Source organism: Singulisphaera rosea (genome assembly GCF_054877945.1).
In genome coordinates this window covers 324,984-338,555 of sequence record NZ_JBTYIP020000004.1, presented here as the reverse complement: position 1 = coordinate 338,555, position 13,572 = coordinate 324,984, and the positions used below count along the sequence as shown (strand labels likewise).

The following is a 13,572-nucleotide window of genomic DNA, read 5'->3' as shown; positions in this document are numbered from 1 at the left end:
ATGTCCGGACGTCCTCCGCTCAGTCCGAGCGTGACGACGCGACGGCGTCGCAGAACCGGAACGTCTCCAACGCATCCGGGTCTGCCATCAAGTGCGGCTGCTTATATTGTTCGACGGTTCCGCCGCTGCGCGCCAACCTCCGCTTCTGGAAATCGGCCCACGAACCCGCGGAGAGTCGGCGTGTACGAATTGCGCCGAGTCGGAGGGTCTCGCGCTTATTCTCGTACTCGAGATTGATCTGACGGAGTGCCGTTTCGACGGCCTCGCCCAGCCTCGCCGCGGCGGCGCCGTCGGGAACGTCCCCTTCTTCGAGGAGGAGGTTGTAATGAGGGGGCTCGCCCCAGGAAGGGAGCAGGAGGAACGAGCCGATCCGGACCCCCAGGGCCCTCTGCGCCTCGGCCACAGCCGCCACGACCTGGAATTCCGAGAGCTTCTCCCCCGTCATGCTCGAGAAGTGGGCCCCTTTGTTCAGGAAGACGAGCAGGGGAGCCTTGCCGTGGAAGCCCACGCAACGGACGAGGTCGTGGATTTGGTAGCGGTACAGTCCACCCGCCGTCGTCGGGAGGATGAAGTAGTTCTTCCCCTCGATCAACTCGGCGCCTTCGACGACCTCGGGATCGTCGCGGTCGATCTGGTCTTCGGGGATGAACTCGAAGAAGGAGTGGCGGATGTCGAGGATCCCGGCGGGGGTGTTATCCTCGATCGGGATCGTCATCCGCCCTTCGGACGCGATCAGTCCCACGTCTCGTACCGGTCGGTCGCCGAAGAACTCGGGATATCCTCGGAGGTACGACCCCATCGTGCCCCCCGTCCAGTTGGCCAGGAAACAAAGGTCGGGCCAGTAGTCCTTGGGGAGCAGTCGGCCGTTCTTCTCGGCGAGTGCTTCGAGCCGTCGGGCGGCCTTCTTCCGCTTCCAACTCGCTTGGTGGGCGAGCCTCGCCCGGACGTCCGGCGGGATCTTCCACTTGGGGTCGATCGTCCCGTCGGCGATGTCGCGGATCAGGGTCTCTTTCTCGCGATCGCCGAGCCTGGCGATGGCCAGGATCGTGCTCGGGTTCGCGGCGATGATCGTCCCCAGGTTGCGGTAGATCGAGCGCCGGAGGGCGATGTAATACTTCGCCTCGATGTCCTTGATCTGCGAGGCGATCGGGGGCATGCAATAGGTGATTCGGATCAGCGGATTTTGCATGTGCGCCGTCAACCCCGTGATGGCGCCGCAGGGGATGCCGGACGGGGTCTGGCTCTCGCGCCAGTCGCTCGCGAGTTGGAGGATCGGCAGCATCCCGCGCTCGATCATCCGGGGGTGGGCGTCGAAGGCCATGATCCCCCAGGTCGTCCACCCCTCGCGATAGTCGCGGAGGGCCTCGCGGGTGACCGGGATCGTCTTGGGACGATTGGTCGTGCCGGAGGTCATCGCGAACATCAGGACTTCGGTCCCTTGGCCGAAGAGGGCCCCGACATCCCCCTGACGGACACGGTCGATATACGGCTCGTGCCCGTCGTAGCCTCGAATGGGCACCCGTTTGCGGAAGTCGGCGAGGGTGCGGATTTCGGAGAAGTGGTGGTCGCGTCCGAACTGGCTGTCGGCGTGGCGGGCGACCCGCGCGAGCAGCAGGTCGCGTTGAACCTGGTCGGCCCGGGCGGTCTCCGACAAGAACTGACGGGCCAGGCGACGGGCCCGAAGGATCAGGGGGAGACCCGCGTATTTTCGGATGAGGTCAAACATCAGACCACGTTAGTCCCTCAACGAGTCCCGCCGACCGGGCCCGAGTTGGAAAGGGCAAGGCTCCCGCATTGATCCGCGAGCCGGTCCGCCACCTCGTTCAGAAGACCCCGGACGAGGAGAGGGCCTTACCCCTCGCCTCATCACGATCGGGGAATCGAGGCTCTAAAGGAATCGGCCGCCGCGGAGCATACAGCTTGAGGAAGTTCGAGATCCGTTCAGCATACGCCACGGGCTGCACTTCTCGGCAACGGTTGTGCTTGGCACCCGGCACGATCCAATGATCCTTCGGGTCGCCGGCCCGTGCGAAGAGTTGACGGGCGATGTCGGGCCCGATGTAAGCGTCCTTTGCGCCGTGGATCATGAGCCAGGGGCGGGGGGCGATCCGAGCCACGGCCCGCTCGACGTCGGGGAAGTGGCATGCCAGCCGCTTTTGCGAGTACATCCGGCCGCACCAGCCGACATACGCGAAGAGGGCAATCGGCATCCGCTTCCAGAAGAACGGACTGCCGACGTAAATCTCCGCCCAGCGAAGGATGTACGCGAGCATCGTCCCACGAGTGGGGAAGGCACCGTCGGTGATGACGCCCCAGACGCCCGGGTCCTTCGACGCGACGACCAACGCACTCCCACCCCCTCGGCTGATCCCGAAGAGGCCGAACCCCGCCGGGTCGCGGTCGGGCCGGGTCCGCAGGTAGGCGAGGGCCGCACGAAGGTCATTCTTTTCGTGGTCGGTGACCCACTGGAGGGGTTGATAAGACGCGTCCTGGTCGCTCGTCCCGTGATTTCGGTAATCGAAGCTGAAGACGTCGAACCCCTGGTCGCGGAGGTGGTCGGCGTACGGTTGGAAGCTCCACCGATCGCTGAGGTACTCGTGACAGAAGACGAGGACTCCGATCCGAGTCTCGGTTCGAGCGTGAAGGTAGGTCCCGCCCAGTTCGAGCCCGTCCACCGTCCGGAATCGGACGTCCTCGCCGTCATTCTCCAGCGGTCGCACGCGAAGCGGCAGGAAGAGGGGCTTCTCTTCGAAAATTCGGCCGACGATCGGCGCGTAACGGATGTAGACGTAGATGAGGAAGGCGCCGAGGGCGAGCAGGGGGAGGAGGAGGGAGGCCAGGAGAATCAAGGCCGGGGCACTGGGCACGAGTGAACTCCGTGATCATCGCCGAAGTCGGATCGTTGTAGGAATTGTCTCGCAGCCCCACGGCGAGGCCGTGGAGTCGGTTTGGAAGGGAGGGGAACTAGGCCGTGGATCGACTCCCACGGTCCCATTCAGCCCGTGAAGCGCCGGAGGATCAGCGCGATGTTCTGCCCGCCAAAACCGAAGCTGTTCGTGAGCGCCACGTTGACCGACTCGCTCCGGGCGACGTGGGGGACGTAGTCGAGGTCGCAGTCCGCGCCCGGATTGTCGAGGTTAATCGTCGGGGGCTGGACGCCGTCGCGGATCGTGAGGAGGCAAACGATCGCCTCGACGCTCCCTGCCGCGGCGATCAAATGGCCCATCATGCTCTTGGTGCTGGAGATCGGGACTTTGTAGGCGGTCTCCCCGAACGCTTTCTTGATTGCAAGCGTCTCGATCGAGTCGTTGACGGAGGTGCTGGTGCCGTGAGCGTTGATGTAGTCGACGTCCTCGGGATTAATCTTCGCGTCGGCCAGGGCTTCTCGGATGCAGGCGATCGCTCCTCGTCCCTCGTCGTGACTATCCGTGATCCGGAACGCGTCGGCCGTAGAGCCGTAGCCGACGATTTCGCCGTGGATCGTCGCCCCTCGACGCTTCGCGTGTTCGAGTTCTTCGAGCACGAGCATCCCCGACCCTTCGCCAAGGATGAAGCCGTCACGGTCGCGATCGAAGGGTCGGCTGGCGCGGGTCGGGTCGTCGTTCCGGGTCGAGAGGGCGGTCAACAGGTTGAATCCCGTGACCCCGAACGGATGGATCATACTATGAGTGCCGCCGGAGAGCATCACATCGGCGTCGCCTCGGCGGAGGATTTCGACCGCCTCGCCGATGGCCTGGGAACTCGCCGCACAGGCGGTCAAACAGTTGGCGTTAGGTCCGCGTGCCCCGAACAGGCTCGCGAGGTGACCGGCGGGCGTCCCGGGCTCTTGCTCGGCCTCGTGGATCGGGTGCAGGGAGAGGAGCCCCTGGCGGGTGAACGCGGAGGTGTCGACCTTCCCGTTCTTGGACGACTTGTGCACGAGGTCAACGAACCGGGGGAAGTCCTGCTGGCCTTCGCCCGAGCCCAGGTAGACGCCGAACCGAGAACGGTCCAAGTCTTTGAAGGTCTCGATTCCCGAGTGGTCGATCGCCATCTGGGCCGCCGCGATGGCGAACTTCGTATTTCGGCAATACTCTTCCCAGCGGCCCGCGTCCTTGATGTAGTCGTCGAGACGAAACCCGTTCGCCTCGGCGGCGATCTTGGTGGGGAAAGTCTCGGCATCGAAGAGGGAGATCCGGCCGACGCCGCTCCGCCCTTCCTGGAGGGCGGACCAGGTCGACTCGAGGTCACGCCCGAGCGGAGTGACCATTCCCATCCCCGTGACGACGATACGACGCATGACGCGGATCCTCTCCGGCAAGCAAAGCGCGTGGCTGAAGGTTCAGGCCCGGGCCGAGTGACCTTTGATCACGAGGGCGGCCGCCTGGCCGTGGCGGGTCAAGTTGGTCTTCAGGAACGTTGGGTTTTCGGTCGGCCGCGACTCGCCCCGCACCAGGTCGATTTCGACGGCAGGGTCGACATCGTCGCAGTTCAGAGTCGAGGGGATCATCCCCTGGTTGACCCCGATGAGGCTGGAGATCAATTCGACGGCACCGCAGCCCGACACGAGGTTGCCCATGTAGCCTTTGAGAGCCGTGACGGGGACGGAGACATCCGGGCCGAACACGCGGCGGAAGGCCCGGGCCTCGGCGAGGTCGGAAACCTGGGTCGCGGCGCCATGGGCGTTGACATGACCGAGCGAACCCGCGTCGATGCCGGCGTCCCTGAGGGCGGCCTTCATGGCGATCTCGGTGCCGATCCCGTTCGGATCCAGGCCCCCGCCCGGCGTCGCGTCGCATCCCGACCCGAAGCCGAGAACCTCGCCGAGGATCCTGGCGCCTCGCTCGATGGCGTGTTCACGCTCCTCGAGGACGAGGATGCCGGCCCCTTCGCCCGGGACCCAGCCGTCGCGCCTGACGTCGAACGGCCGGCAGGCCCCGGCGGGGTCCCCTTGCCAATGCGACATCTGCTCGAGCAGGCTCATGCGGACGAGGCTCAGGGGGTGGATCTTCGAGTCGGCCCCCCCGGTGATCATCACGTCCGCGCGGCCCCTGGCGATGATGCGGGTGGCCTCGCCGATCGCGAGATTCGAGGCGGCCTCGGCCTCGGTGATCGTGTTGCTCGGCCCCTGGCAATCCAGGAGGATCGAGATGTGGCACGCGAGCATGTTCGGGAGGTATTTCAGCAGCCAGATCGGGGGGATCTGGCCGATGCTATCCTTACCCCAAACACGATAGTCAAACTCGCCGGTCTCGGAGGCGAGGTTGATCGCGGCGGCCAGCTCGTCGAGCTCTGTCGAGATCAGCCCGGCCCCGAGGTCGACCCCGATCCGGGTCGGGTCGACGCCGCCGTTGACGAGCCCGGCATCGACGAAGGCCAACTCGGCCGCGGCGACGGCGAGTTGGATGTCCCGAGCCATGTACTTAAGGCTCTTTGTCAGGGCCTTGCGGTGCTCGGGGTCGGGGAGGGCGTACTTTTTCGGCCAGGTCTTGGGCGAGAAGTCGGGGACTTCTCCGCCCAGATCGTTGGGGAGGCTTTCGACCGGGAAGGCGCCGATCTTCTGGACCGCCCCACGCCTCTCGGCCAGGGCTGCCCAATTGGTCTCGACGCCAACCCCAAGCGGGCTGACGAGACCCAGTCCGGTGATAACCACGCGGCGTTCGGAACCAAGCATGAGAAACTCGTCGGTCTCCACAGGGGGCCGGCCCGCCGGTGCGGCGTCGAACCGTCTTTAAACCTGCGTAGGGGATCGAAAGTCCACGAGCAAGCAACACATTGAGACGTTTATTGGTCGGTCAGTCGGCATTTTTGGATGTCGACTCGATCGCCTGCCCGTTCGAGGCCGGCTGGCCGGCGAGCTCTCGGGCGCGATTCTGGGCCTTGGCCAGGTCGAGGACACCCAGGAGCTGCTGGGTGAACACGAAGTTCTTCGGCCCGAAGATCTGATTCGCCCGCGAGTTGTCCAGGTGGGCGAAGACGATCTCGACGTCGGCGAGCAACTCGCCGTCGAGGAACGCCTTGGCATCGACGACCGCCCCCTCGCTCCGGAGGTCGGTCAACGTGACCTCATAGATCAATTGGTCCCCGGCGCAGGCGACCCCGAAGAACTCGGCTCGGGGGATCTTGGCCAGGACGACCTTCTCGGCGAATCCACCCGCTTCCCCGACGAGGATCCCGCCCGTCTGGGCGAGCCCCTCGATGATCAGCGAGGCCGGCATGACCGGGTAGCCCGGGAAGTGGTCGTGAAGATGCTCTTCGGCGAGCGTCAGGTTCTTGATGGCGCGGGCGAACTGTCCGCTGCGGAACTCCAGGAATTTGTCGATCCAGATCCATCTCATCGGGAACACCCGCCCATCTCGAACAAGGGTCGCTGCCAGGTTTCGGGGGGACCCGCGGCCCTGCCGCCGGGACGATCCATCTCCCCCCGCAACGCTCGGACTGCAACAGGCCGCCGAGGTGCGGCCGCGCGGTCGGGTCGCAACCGACGAATCCCCTGCGGGGAACGACTCAAGCCGCCAGCTTGCTCTGGACGTACTGTACGAGCATCTCGACCGTGTACAGGTCGCCGATCTTCTCGACGTCCGGGTCTTCCGCGAAGCTCGAGAGGTCGGCGTACGGCATCCGGGCCTTCAGCTCCTCGATGCCCTTGTCCGTCAGCTTGCCGTCGCGGATCATCTCCGGGTCGGCGACGACGTTCTCGGGGAAGAGTTCGCCACGGGGGATCTTGATGCCGAAGTTCCGCTCGAGCCGGAACACGATGTCCAGGAAGTCGATCGACTCGGCGCCCAAGTTGCCCTGGAGGGTGGCATCGCTGGTCACGTCCTCTTCATCCACGCCCAAGGCATCGACCAGCGTGGCTTGGACCTTCTGGAAAATCTCATCGTGTGTCGGCATAACATCCTCAACAAAAAATGGGATCGACTACCCAATCCCACGAGGGGACAATCGCCAGAAGTCGCCGATGAATCGGATTGACTCAAGTAATCGTCGGCGAAACTCTCGGTGCAACTTCAGCCGCGCCAGATCCATCCGCGAACCGTGGAACGATCGTGAGGAAAACTCCGCAAAGAGCGATCCCCGCGGTTGTTGCTTATCTTGCTGATTTTCGGGATTCCTTGCAACCTCAGCCGTCGGGCCGGTCGCGACGCCGTCGACGAATCGTTCGCAACCGTAAGATCGAGCTCCGGAGGCGGGCGATCGGGCGACTGTCGCCCCGATCAGGCCTCGGCACCCGGTACCGCGACCGGCGACTTGGTGTCCGCCGTGGGGGCCATTTTGATCATCGCCCGGGCACCCACCGACCCCTTTCGCAGGGTCGCGTACAGGTCGCGGAGGCCGGCGACGATCGAGGCATCCGTCGTGTGGAGGTCCGGGTTGCGGTCTCGCAAGTTGTATCGCATCAGGGTGAATCGACCCTTGACCATCTCCTGGCCGTCGATCGACCCTACACCTTTGAATGTGCTTTCGCGTTCCCCGTTCGCGATCAACTCCACGCGGAGCTGGAGCTGACGGCCGGGTTCCACGAAGCTCCCGTATTTGATCGTCTTGGCCTGCTTGAGCAGGATGATGCTATGAGCAAAATCTTCGTGATCGCGGATCAGCCACGCCCCGGCCTGGGTCAACGCCTCGAGCATCAGGACCCCGGGCATCACGGGGAAGCCGGGAAAATGGTCGGCGAGATACTCCTCGGCCAGCGAGAGGTTCTTGACGGCGATCAGCGATTGACCAGGGTGGAGTTCGACGATCCGGTCGATCAAGACAAAACGCATGGATTTCCCCGAGGATGACGAGGGTCCCGATCAGGGGCGGCGATCGTGGTCGGAGTGGTGTGGAGGGTTCCACGCAATCCTAGTATCAAGCCAATCATTTTAATGAATGGCCCTATCCGAGACAAGACTCCCTTCGGCCCGCGACGCCCCGCCGGAGTACGTTCGTCCTGCTCGCCCTGACGACCTAAGTCTACAACCGACTCTTTCGTCGTCAAATTATTCTTCCTCAATAACCTAAATTGACTATTTTTGCTCTTTCGCGGGAGGGGCGGGTCGATTGTCGTGTCGGAAACACGCGGTATCACCGGAGGGGCGCCGCCTATATACTTGTGTCGGGGCCGGGATCGGCGTCCTTAGTCTCGGTTGTGAGGACGATCCTCCCCGTTACGTCCCGGCAGCTCCCGCCGCAGGATTCTCTTCTGGTTGAGTGAGGCCTCGTGATGTCACGGCGAGCGATCTATCTCCTGGGATTGTCGTCGGCATTCGTCCTGGGATGTATCCAGTCTCCCCTCGCCTGGTCCCCTGACGGGCGTTGGTTGGCGTACACGGTCGCCGTCCGCCCGACCAGTTCCTTGCCCTCGCCCGGCTGGCTATTCGAGGTGGGACGGAGCGGCGTGAAGCGCCCGCAACCCGCGGAACTCCCCCGACGACCGGCTGCGACCTCGTACCGCATGTGGGCCACACGCCCGGACTCGGGCGTCTCCGTCCTGCTCGAGGATTCCCCGGGGCCATTGACGGCCCCCTGCTGGAGCCCCGACGGCAAGACCCTGGCCTTCGGCAGGCTGGTGGCCGAGGACGAGGGGCACGCCCGATTCGAGGTCGTGGTCCAGGAGTCTCCCGAACGAAAGCGGATCCTCCTGAAACACGCGCTCGAGACGTACCCGGTCCGGGCGTCGGAGCTCCCGAGTCTGGCGGTGGTATGGAGCCCCGACGGTCGTTACCTCGCGGTCCCGCTGCTTCAGCAGACGTTGGCGGTGGCGATCATCCGGGCTGACAATGGGCGGATCCTCAAGATGGTGGAGGATGCTTACTTTCCCGCGTGGTCGCCCGACGGTACGAAGCTGGCCTTTGTCCGGGGGACCGACCCCGCCACGCTCCTCTTCCTGGATACCAACTTCGGGGCACCTCGAGTCCTGGCAGACATCGGCAAGACGAATCAGGCCCCCGTCTGGTTCAAGCAATCGATCCTGGTGGTTGCCAGGCGCGGAGGAGGGGCGAAGGGGAATGCCCTGATGCGACGTTCGGAGTTGCTGCGGGTCCCGATCGACGGCAGCAAGGTCGAGGCGATCCCATTGGTCGACACGGCGGATCGCGACAAGCAATTCCTCGGGGCGTCCTTCGGCTTCGACCGCGAGGGGGATAATCTCTTCTACGCCGTCGACATCCTCGGGGAGCCGTCGGTCGTAACCTGGTATCTCCCTCGGACCAAAGAAACTTACAAGCGGGACAACCCGATCGATTTCAAGGTCAGGGTCGGAGCCTTCGCCGTCGCACCCAACGGAAAAACCGTCGCCCTTCGCGCGGGCCATCCCGACGACTACCTCCCGCCTGGCCTGTGGGACCCCGTCAGCCATCGCCTCTCGCCGATGGTCGCCGACGACTCAGCCCGAGTCGAGTGGGTCTTGACCCTGGTCGCGGGGGCGAAATCCTTGCTCGGAGACTACCTCCCCGCGACGGTCAACGGGCCGGGTCGGACGATCGAGCGTCCCTCGGTGCTCCCGATCCCTGGCGAGATCTCCTCGACTCCTGAGGTCCTGACGCGACTCCAGCGTCTCGCAAGGATTGGTCGACCCTTGTGCGATCGCCCCGCCTCGTCCCCTCCCGTCGAACCCGAGGTCGGCGCCTTGCTCGATGAGGCCCGTTTGTTTTTCGACTACCTACGCGGGGATTACGACGCATCGCTCGACTCACTCGATCGACTGGAATATCGGACGACATCGCCGGAGTCGAGGCTTCGCCTCCTTAGCGTCCGTGCCCAGGTCTTCCTGGGGCAGAATCAGGCCGAGCGGGCCGGGGATACGATCGCCTATCTCCAGTCGATCGAGCCGCACTCTCCGAGGCGAGTCGAAGAGACGCCCGCAGGCCTTGTATTGACCGAGGAGAGCCGCTCGACCCGAGGGTGGTCCACGTATCTCGCCGAGAGGGCGAAGCAACTCCGCGAGTCAGGTGGGGTGGCTGACGAGCTGGGCGAGAACCTCGGACCCGACGCCGAACCGGACGGCCCGATGTTGCCGTTCGCCCCGCCGAACTTCGTCGATGTCCCGGTTCGAGGGAGACCGAGAGGGGCCATCGAGCGGATCGCGCCGGCGCCTCGACTCCCGAGGAGGGCCCCGCCTCGAGTGCTCCCTCCCGCTCCTGCCCCGCAACCCCCTCGGGCCGCCTTCGACTCGGCCAAACGTCCGGATCGCTTGCAAGACGCTCCCCTGCGTTGAGCCCGGAACCTCGCGACCACATGCCGCGGTTACGAGCGTCGGCGAGCGGTCAGAGGATCGAAAAGAGGACGATGCGGGCGAGGTTGACCATCCCCACACGCTCCCCAGGGGTCATCGAGCCTCGGGCCAGGATCGCTTCGAGCCTTCGCGTCGTGTTGGTCATCATGGTTGCCTGGGTCGATCCGATCTTCAGCCGTTCCCGGTTCTCGAGGAGAGTTTTGAGGATGTCTCGGATGGTAGCGGCCTCGGAGAGCGGGTGATCGGGGACGGGGTTCCACTTGGGCAGGATCGGGGCGGAGGCCGCGATCCGCACGACGCCGAAGATGACCCGGCTGATGGCTTCGAGCTTGGGATAGTCGAGCGTCTCCGCCGTATCCTGAGGTGTGTGATACTTCGGGTTCTCGCCGGTGCTGAAGAAGAGGTACGGGATGCTCCGCGACCGGAACGGGCCGTAGTCGCTCCGGTCCAGCACGAGGAGGTCCGAGCCGAGGAGCCCGACCGTCACGGCGCGGTCCTTCGAAGCGTCAGTGATCCAGGGCCTGAGGCCGGGGACGTGCTCGGTCCCCATGACGAAGACATAGGGGTCGCAGACACCTCCGAGTGACCGCCCGATCATGTCGGCCGTGATGAAGAGAGCCACCTGCTTGAGCGGGACGGGCGGATGCTCCACGAAGTAGCGTGAGCCGAACAGGCCGATCTCTTCGAGGTCGAAGCCGATGAACATGAGGCTTCGCTTGGGGGCCTGGGGCCCTTTGACGATCGACCTCGCCACTTCGAGCATCATGGCGACGCCCGAGGCGTTGTCGTCCGCACCCGGGAAGAGGACCCCGCCCCGGGTCCCGAGATGGTCGTAGTGCGCCGAGACGATGATCCACTCGTCCCGAAGCGCCGGGTCGGATCCGATGATCCGGGCCCCGACGTTCTGGCCCAGCATCTCCTTCGGCGGATTCGAGGGGATCACCTGGGTGTACTTGCCGTCGAAGAGGGGCTCCAGCCCGAGTTCCCGGAATGCCTTGATCAGGTGGGCGGCGGTCTTCCGCCCTCCTTCGTCTCGGCGTCCTTGATACGCGGGGGAGGCCAGGAGCTCGACCTCGGGGCGGAGCCGACTCACGTCGGGCTCCGGGGATTCGCCGCGTGTCGAGGCCCCGTCGATGTTGAAGACGAGGGCGAGGGCGACAAAGGCGAGTCGGGCCTTCGTCGGCGCCAGGGTCATCCGTGCGAGCATTGCGATCCTCCTTGTCGTCAGAACTGCGGGAATGGCCCGTGACAACGCGACCCGAGGGATCCTACCCGATCCCGGAAAAAAAATCCGAGGTGGGCCGCCTTGCCGCGAAATCGTCGTGCATACTCGGCTTCGTACGGGAACGCATTCTCTACACGGAGGTGGATGGTGACGCGTGCCTCATGGCTCAAGGCGTTTGCCCTTGCGGCGGCGCTGATCGGTGGCGGTGGTGTCGGGACGTCGCAGGCTCAGGATTGGACCGATTACCTGCACTGGCCCTACAAGCCGCCCCAAACGCCCGGCAACGGGTTCGAATACCGCTCGCTCTACGACAATTTCTACGTCTACCCGCGTGAGCAGCGGATTGTGCCGCAGATCCAAGGGCCTTACTACCGTAATTTCTACGGCGGCAAGCGGCATCTCGGGATCCGGCACCCGAACGGCTGGCACGAGTGGACCAAGAAGAAGTTCTACTCGGGCTACCACTTCACCCTCGACGTCTTCTGAACCGCCCTCTCGAATTGTTTAGGACCGGGCGCGCGGTCTTATGAGACTCTCGCCAAGTTGGCGTGAGTGCGAGACGAACGTCTCCCGATTCACGTGTCCGAAGCGCCCGGGACGAAAGCCTTGCGACCTTCGGGGCGAGCCTAGCTCCTCGAAGTTCGCTCGAGAGCAAGAGTAATAACGAAGGCCCCGGCGTTCTCGATCGAGATCGCCGGGGCCTCCGTGTTTCGGGAGATCCTGAGCGTTCAGTCGCCGAGGGCGCGGGCGATCTCGAAATAGGCCTCGGCGGCGGTCCGGACCTGATCGAGTTCGATCCACTCGTCCTTTGTGTGGGCCTGCGCGATGTCGCCCGGCCCGAAGACGACGCAGGGGAGGCCGGATTCGCCGAGAGGCCCGGCGTCGGTCCCGAAAGGAACCCCTCCCAGGCTGGGCATTCGCCCCGTTGCGGTCTCCACGGCGCTTCGGACGCGGTCGACCCACTCGCGCGAGCGGTCGGGGGCCGGTGCCAACGCGGGCATCCCGACCCAGGGGGGGAGGAACTCGAGGCCGGAGAGGTCGCCGATCCGCTCGCTGAGGAATTCCTTGACGAGTCGGATCCCCTCGCCCGGGACCTCGCCGGGGATCAAGCGGCGGTCGATCTCGATCTCGCACCAGTCCGGGACCACGTTGACGCTCACGCCCCCTTCGATACGGCCTACGGAGAGGCTGGGCGGCCCGAGCACCGGGTCGGGCGTGGATCGGCCCAACTCGGCCGCGTAGTCGGCGAGCGCCGAGATGATTCCGCCCATCCGGTAGATGGCGTTCACCCCCAGGTGGGGGCTTGAGCTGTGGCAGGCTACCCCTTTGGCCCGGATCTTCCAACGCACCGCGCCCTTGTGGCGGTCGACGATGTTGAGGTTCGTCGGCTCGGCGACGATGCCGAAGTCCGCCCCGAGCGCCGAGGCCGCCAGCCGGGACGACCCTTTGTGCGTGAACTCCTCGTCCACCGTGCAGGCCATGATCACCGAGGCCGAACCGGGGGGCCCTTCCTTCACCAATCGGGCGAAGGCCATGAGCATCGCGGCCATGCTCCCCTTCACGTCGCACGACCCTCGCCCGTAAAGCCGACCGTCGCGGACCTCGGGGACGAACGGTGGGATCGTCATGCCGTCGGCCGGCACGGTGTCCTGGTGCGCGTCGAAGAGTACCGTCTTGCGACCCCCCTTCGCCTCGTAGCGGGCGAGGAGGTTGTCCCTCCCCGGCGCGATCGTCTGGCGTTCGCAAGGGACGCCGAGTTCCCGGAACCAGTTCTCGAGGTAGGTCGACATCCCCTCCTCGAGGACGCCGGGACCGGCGAGCGCCCGACCCATCGGATTGACGCTCGGGATCGCGACGAGGTCGGACAGCAGGCGAGTCACGGCATCCACGAATTCGACTCCGGACCTGAAGGTGTGTATTCCCCGATGCCCCTCGACGCCGCAGGGACGACCGGCGACGGTTGTCCCTCCAGACTGGACCCCGCCGATCTTACCCGCTCCGGATGCCCGAGTCACCCCGCGAGCGTCCTCAGCATCCCGAGGCTATGACCTTTTTGGATTGATATTGTCGACATGTTTAGAAATATTCGTTAAATTTGGTCGCGGGAGGCATCACTTCGGTCCTCCCCTTGGTGCGTCGTCCGACGTTG

The 13,572-nt window shown here is 64.9% G+C and carries 11 protein-coding genes; 2 read left to right on the top strand and 9 right to left on the bottom strand.

From position 1 onward, the window contains the following. Positions 1-19: 19 nt before the first annotated feature. The 7 genes from ACYOEI_RS10395 to ACYOEI_RS10365 all read right to left on the bottom strand — a co-directional run bounded on the left by ACYOEI_RS10395 (position 20) and on the right by ACYOEI_RS10365 (position 7,748). On the bottom strand, positions 20-1,726 hold the full coding sequence (locus tag ACYOEI_RS10395; protein WP_462849385.1) for a GH3 auxin-responsive promoter family protein: 1,707 nt from the start codon (positions 1,724-1,726) through the stop codon (positions 20-22). Between the two features lie 97 nt (positions 1,727-1,823). Further along, complete coding sequence (locus ACYOEI_RS10390) at positions 1,824-2,867, bottom strand: alpha/beta hydrolase (protein WP_462849384.1); 1,044 nt, start codon at positions 2,865-2,867, stop codon at positions 1,824-1,826. Positions 2,868-2,995: 128 nt separating this feature from the next. Further along, entirely contained in the window at positions 2,996-4,279 is a 1,284-nt protein-coding gene (fabF, locus tag ACYOEI_RS10385; RefSeq protein ID WP_462849383.1) for a beta-ketoacyl-ACP synthase II, read from the bottom strand. 42 nt (positions 4,280-4,321) lie between these two features. Further along, on the bottom strand, positions 4,322-5,653 hold the full coding sequence (locus tag ACYOEI_RS10380; RefSeq protein WP_462849382.1) for a beta-ketoacyl-[acyl-carrier-protein] synthase family protein: 1,332 nt from the start codon (positions 5,651-5,653) through the stop codon (positions 4,322-4,324). A 121-nt stretch (positions 5,654-5,774) separates the two neighbouring features. Next, positions 5,775-6,317 carry a 3-hydroxyacyl-ACP dehydratase FabZ family protein gene (locus ACYOEI_RS10375; RefSeq protein ID WP_462849381.1) on the bottom strand — a complete coding sequence of 181 codons (543 nt, stop codon included), beginning with the start codon at positions 6,315-6,317 and terminating at the stop codon, positions 5,775-5,777. A 169-nt stretch (positions 6,318-6,486) separates the two neighbouring features. After that, entirely contained in the window at positions 6,487-6,873 is a 387-nt protein-coding gene (locus ACYOEI_RS10370) for an acyl carrier protein (RefSeq protein ID WP_462849379.1), read from the bottom strand. Between the two features lie 323 nt (positions 6,874-7,196). Continuing rightward, a complete protein-coding gene (locus ACYOEI_RS10365; protein ID WP_462849378.1) occupies positions 7,197-7,748 on the bottom strand; it encodes a 3-hydroxyacyl-ACP dehydratase FabZ family protein in 552 nt (183 codons plus the stop codon). 440 nt (positions 7,749-8,188) lie between these two features. Here ACYOEI_RS10365 and ACYOEI_RS10360 point away from each other — a divergent pair, with 440 nt between their 5' ends. Continuing rightward, positions 8,189-10,180 carry a TolB family protein gene (locus ACYOEI_RS10360; RefSeq protein WP_462849376.1) on the top strand — a complete coding sequence of 664 codons (1,992 nt, stop codon included), beginning with the start codon at positions 8,189-8,191 and terminating at the stop codon, positions 10,178-10,180. 49 nt (positions 10,181-10,229) lie between these two features. On the opposite strand, the gene ACYOEI_RS10355 is transcribed toward ACYOEI_RS10360, so the two are convergent. After that, positions 10,230-11,405, bottom strand: a complete 1,176-nt coding sequence (locus ACYOEI_RS10355) for a M28 family peptidase (protein WP_462849375.1) — start codon at positions 11,403-11,405, stop codon at positions 10,230-10,232. A gap of 162 nt (positions 11,406-11,567) precedes the next feature. On the opposite strand from ACYOEI_RS10355, the gene ACYOEI_RS10350 reads away from it, so the two are divergent. Beyond that, positions 11,568-11,909: a hypothetical protein gene (locus ACYOEI_RS10350; protein WP_462849374.1), complete on the top strand. Its 342-nt coding sequence runs from the start codon at positions 11,568-11,570 to the stop codon at positions 11,907-11,909. Positions 11,910-12,151: 242 nt separating this feature from the next. Here the strand turns inward: ACYOEI_RS10350 and ACYOEI_RS10345 are convergent, their stop codons facing one another. After that, complete coding sequence (locus ACYOEI_RS10345) at positions 12,152-13,312, bottom strand: M20 family metallopeptidase (RefSeq protein WP_462849373.1); 1,161 nt, start codon at positions 13,310-13,312, stop codon at positions 12,152-12,154. Between the last annotated feature and the right edge of the window lie 260 nt (positions 13,313-13,572).

Bases quoted from the DNA above. Each gene is read 5' to 3' on its own strand.
- fabF (WP_462849383.1), bottom strand. From the start codon at position 4,279: ATGCGTCGTATCGTCGTCACGGGGATGGGAATGGTCACTCCGCTCGGG.
- ACYOEI_RS10360 (WP_462849376.1), top strand. From the start codon at position 8,189: ATGTCACGGCGAGCGATCTATCTCCTGGGATTGTCGTCGGCATTCGTC.
- ACYOEI_RS10350 (WP_462849374.1), top strand. From the start codon at position 11,568: ATGGTGACGCGTGCCTCATGGCTCAAGGCGTTTGCCCTTGCGGCGGCG.
- ACYOEI_RS10370 (WP_462849379.1), bottom strand. From the start codon at position 6,873: ATGCCGACACACGATGAGATTTTCCAGAAGGTCCAAGCCACGCTGGTC.
- ACYOEI_RS10365 (WP_462849378.1), bottom strand. From the start codon at position 7,748: ATGCGTTTTGTCTTGATCGACCGGATCGTCGAACTCCACCCTGGTCAA.
- ACYOEI_RS10380 (WP_462849382.1), bottom strand. From the start codon at position 5,653: ATGCTTGGTTCCGAACGCCGCGTGGTTATCACCGGACTGGGTCTCGTC.
- ACYOEI_RS10375 (WP_462849381.1), bottom strand. From the start codon at position 6,317: ATGAGATGGATCTGGATCGACAAATTCCTGGAGTTCCGCAGCGGACAG.
- ACYOEI_RS10395 (WP_462849385.1), bottom strand. From the start codon at position 1,726: ATGTTTGACCTCATCCGAAAATACGCGGGTCTCCCCCTGATCCTTCGG.
- ACYOEI_RS10355 (WP_462849375.1), bottom strand. From the start codon at position 11,405: ATGCTCGCACGGATGACCCTGGCGCCGACGAAGGCCCGACTCGCCTTT.